This window comes from Arthrobacter sp. 2YAF22_2 (genome assembly GCF_052114645.1).
Classification (GTDB): domain Bacteria; phylum Actinomycetota; class Actinomycetes; order Actinomycetales; family Micrococcaceae; genus Arthrobacter.
In genome coordinates, this window is sequence record NZ_JBFRFD010000378.1 from 1 (window position 1) to 3691 (window position 3691).

Consider the following 3691-nt stretch of genomic DNA (forward strand, 5'->3'; position numbering starts at 1 on the left):
GGAAGCGCCACCGGCACGGACACGGACACGGACACCGGCGCCGGCAGCGTCGAGCGCGTTGCTGCCGGTTCCGCCGTCCGGCGGGCCGCCGGCGCCGGTGTCCGTGTCCGTGTCCGTGCCGGTGGCGCTTCCGGTGCGGGCTTTGGCCCGTGCAGCGGCCTGGGCGCGTGCGCGGCGGGCAAACGGGCTGCCCTTCGGGCTGCCGCCGGTGCCATCCGTGCTGTCGGCGGAGTCGCCGTCGTGCGTCTTGCCGGTCTTGGGCTTGAGCAGCAGCAGGGCTGCACCGGCCAGGATCAGCAGTGCGCCGAGCACCATGAACGGAATGGCCCAGGGGGTGGACGTGTCGTTGGGGAACGTCATCGAAATCGACGAGGGGGCCGGCTTGGTGCCGTCCGCGGCCAGCAACAGCGACCAGTCGCCGTCCGCCGGCGGGGTCCAGTTGTAGTTCAGCTCACCGTTGGCGTTCTCCGTCGTCACCCACAGGTCCGAGCCTGCCGGGGACGGAGCGGCGGCTTCGCCGTCGGCGTGCTGGAGCTGCAGCGTCTTGCCGTCCGCGGAGAGGCCCGACACGGTGTTGTGGGCGGTCTTGCCGACCCACGCCGCCACGTCGTCCGGCCGGCCGGCCGCCAGCATGAAGCTGCCCTCGCCCTTGACGTTGATCTTCACCGTGCCGCCGTGCAGGGTGCGCAGTTTTTCGTCGAACACGGTCAGCGGCGCGGCGGTACCGCCAGCTGGCACGCTGGCCGTCACTGTCTCGGGCGGAGCCCAAATCGTCTGCTGGCCGATGCCGGCCAGCAATGTCAGGAGGCCGAGCAGCACTAGTGCAACTGCAGTCTTGAAACGCAAAATAATACCCATCATCAGCGGACACGTAGTTTTAAGAGTAACCGTTTTGTTACCTGCCAGTCAGATCGAGGGCGCGATCGGACGCGGCCCGGCACCCRCTGGCGTGTTTCCGGAGGCCGCCGATCCGCCAGTTGGCAAGGCTGCTGATAGTGTTTGCGGTGATCGTCACACCCTGGCCGCCACCGCGGACCTGCGGGGAACTACCAGACAAAAAGGGCACTAAACGCAGTGACTGAACCCGCGGCTTCGACCCCCACAGGACACGCAGCCAGCCAGGCGCCCGGCGGCCAGCCAGGCGGCCCGCAGGAGCCGGCACCGCAGCTCTCGACCCCGCGGGCGGCCGCCGCCAGCTTCCTCATCTCGATGGCCCGCCGGCTGCGCCAGCCGCTGCCCGGTGCCCAGCCGCGGTTGCGCTTCGAGATGCCTCCCGAGCAGGAAGACGACGACGCCGGCGCCGATCTCGACGGCGACGGCACGGCACGCTTCGGCAGCCCCGGGCCCCGGATGTCCGCCCAGCACCCGCTGTACGTCGGCTTCATGGGCACCGTTGGCGTCGGCGCCGCCCTGCTGGTCTACTGGATCGGCTCGAACACCACCCAGCTGCTGCTCTGGATCGTCACCGCCCTGTTCATTGCCCTCGGCCTGGATCCGGTGGTGCGCTGGCTCGAAGGCAAGAAGGTGCCGCGTCCGGCCGGGATTCTCATCTCCGTTTCCGTCCTGGCCCTGGCCGTCGCTGGTTTCTTTGCCACGCTGATTCCCACGATCGTCCAGCAGGTGACCCAGATCGTCCAGGAGGCCCCGCACTGGATCCAGGATTTCATCGACTCCGACTTTTTCCACACGGTCGACAACCAGTTCGGCGTGCGCGATCGGATCAGCCAGGAACTGGCGAAATTCGTCAATAACCCGGAGGCTATGAGCGGCATCTTCGGCGGCGTCGTGGGCTTCGGCTCTACCGTGGCCAACGGCCTGKTYGGCGCCCTGATCGTCCTCGTCCTGAGCCTGTACTTCCTCTCGGCGATGCCGGCGATGAAGCGGTGGGGCTACCGGCTGGCGCCGCGCTCGCGCCGGGCGCGGGTCGAGGCACTGTCCGAGGAGATTACCGGCTCGGTAGGCAACTACGTCATTGGCCAGGTCTGCGTCGCGTTGCTCAACGCCACCTTCGCCTTCATAGTGATGTCGATTCTGGGTGTCCCGTTCGCCGCACTGCTGGCGTTCGTCGTGGCCCTGCTGGCGTTCATCCCCCTGGTCGGCGGCATGATCGCCGGCGTCCTGGTTACGTTGATCGCCCTCACCGCGGGCTGGCAGACGGCCGTCGTCTACGCGATCTGCTATTTCGCCTACCTCCAGTTCGAGGCCTACTTCATCTCGCCGCGCATCATGCAGAAGGCCGTCGCGGTGCCCGGCGCGGTCGCCGTGATCTCCGTGATCGCCGGCGGCAGCCTGCTCGGCGTGCTCGGCGCCCTGATCGCCATCCCCACCGCCGCGGCGATCATGCTGCTGGTCAAGGAAATTTTCATCGCGCGCCAGGACAAGCACTAGCCAGGGCGCCCGTGCGTGGGGCGGCGCCCCGGGGGCCCGCCCTGCTCAGGGGTGCGCGCTGGCGACCGGGCCGGCCCACGTTTCCGCCAGGGCCGGTGCGCCGGCTCCGCCCGGCAGCACCCGGCCGACGATCTCGTTGAGCACGCGCCCGGCGTACTTCTCCCCCACCCACAAGTGCTTGGCGCCGTCGACGCCGACAAGATCCGCGTGCGGCACCAGGCTGAAGCGTTCTGCCGCGGCGGCCAGCTGAAGGTAGTCGTCGTGTTCGGGGACCAGCACCTTCAGCGGCTTGCCGGCGGCGGCCCACTCCTTGAGGTGAACATCGGTGGCCCGGTGCAGCGGGGGCGAGAGCAGGATGGCCCCTTCGATCGCGGAGGCCACGGGCTCGGTGGCACCGTACATCAGGGCCAGCTCGGTGCCGAAGGACCAGCCGACCAGCCAGCGGTTCGGCAGTGCGCGCTCGACGGCGAAGCGGACCGCCGCCTCGACGTCGAGCCGCTCGCCGACGCCTTCCTCGAACGAACCCTGGCTGGTCCCGCGCGGCGAAGAGGTCCCCCGGGTGTTGAACCGGAGCACCGCGATGCCGGCGAGGGCGGGCAGCCGGTAGGAGGCCTTGCGGAAGACGTGGGAGTCCATGAACCCGCCGTGCGTGGGCAATGGGTGCAGCGTGATCAGGGTGGCCTTGATCTCGCCGGACTCAGGGACAGCCAACTCGCCGACCAGCCGGTGCCCGTCCTCGGTGCGCAGTTCCACGTTCTCGCGGTGCGCGGGAAGCACCGTGGAGGCACGGATCGCGGTGGGCGCAGAGGGCTGGCTGAACACGTAGGACGCGGGGTCAAAAGTCATGCCCTCCAGCTTAGCGACACCGCAAGGGCGACGGCTCAGCGGTAGCGGTAGCTGCGCGAGGTCCAGCAGTTCGAGTGCCAGTGCCGCCGCTCGGCGAGACCCGCGGCCGGCCCAAAGAGGTGGTCCTCGGACCAGACCACGAGGTGCGCGGTGCCCGGCGGGACCGCGGCAAAGCAACCCGGGCAGACATACGTTTTCCCGGCCCGGCTGGCGGAGATCGAGCGGACCATCCATTCGCCGTCGGGAGCGCTTTCCCGCCTCGCGATTCCGGTCCGGGCGCGCTCCAGGTCCAGTTCCGGCGCGGGTCCTGCGGCGTGTTTGCCGCCTGCCGTCCGCCCGGMGGCCTTCCCGGACGCGCCTTTCCCGGGGGCGGCGTTTGCCGACGCAGCGCGGCGGGGTCGGTTGGATCGGGGCATGGTTCCATTCTGCCCCAGCCAGGACGCTCCCTGCCCATCCC

The 3691-nt window shown here is 69.5% G+C and carries 3 protein-coding genes and 1 pseudogene; 1 reads left to right on the top strand and 3 read right to left on the bottom strand.

Annotation, left to right across the window (positions count from 1 at the left end; genetic code table 11):
- Positions 1–861 (bottom strand): annotated as a pseudogene (locus tag AB4Y86_RS14290) (hypothetical protein); the annotation flags it as partial.
- Between the two features lie 348 nt (positions 862–1209).
- Between AB4Y86_RS14290 and AB4Y86_RS14295 the strand changes: the two are divergent.
- A complete protein-coding gene (locus tag AB4Y86_RS14295; protein WP_441402865.1) occupies positions 1210–2388 on the top strand; it encodes an AI-2E family transporter in 1179 nt (392 codons plus the stop codon).
- A gap of 45 nt (positions 2389–2433) precedes the next feature.
- Here the strand turns inward: AB4Y86_RS14295 and AB4Y86_RS14300 are convergent, their stop codons facing one another.
- Complete coding sequence (locus AB4Y86_RS14300) at positions 2434–3234, bottom strand: alpha/beta hydrolase (RefSeq protein ID WP_441402864.1); 801 nt, start codon at positions 3232–3234, stop codon at positions 2434–2436.
- A gap of 35 nt (positions 3235–3269) precedes the next feature.
- Positions 3270–3650, bottom strand: coding sequence for an ATP/GTP-binding protein (locus tag AB4Y86_RS14305; RefSeq protein WP_441402866.1), 381 nt, complete (start codon positions 3648–3650; stop codon positions 3270–3272).
- Positions 3651–3691 lie beyond the last annotated feature (41 nt).

What these genes read in the sequence shown, in the direction of transcription:
- AB4Y86_RS14300 (WP_441402864.1), bottom strand. Translation starts at nt 3,234, where the DNA reads ATGACTTTTGACCCCGCGTCCTACGTGTTCAGCCAGCCCTCTGCGCCC.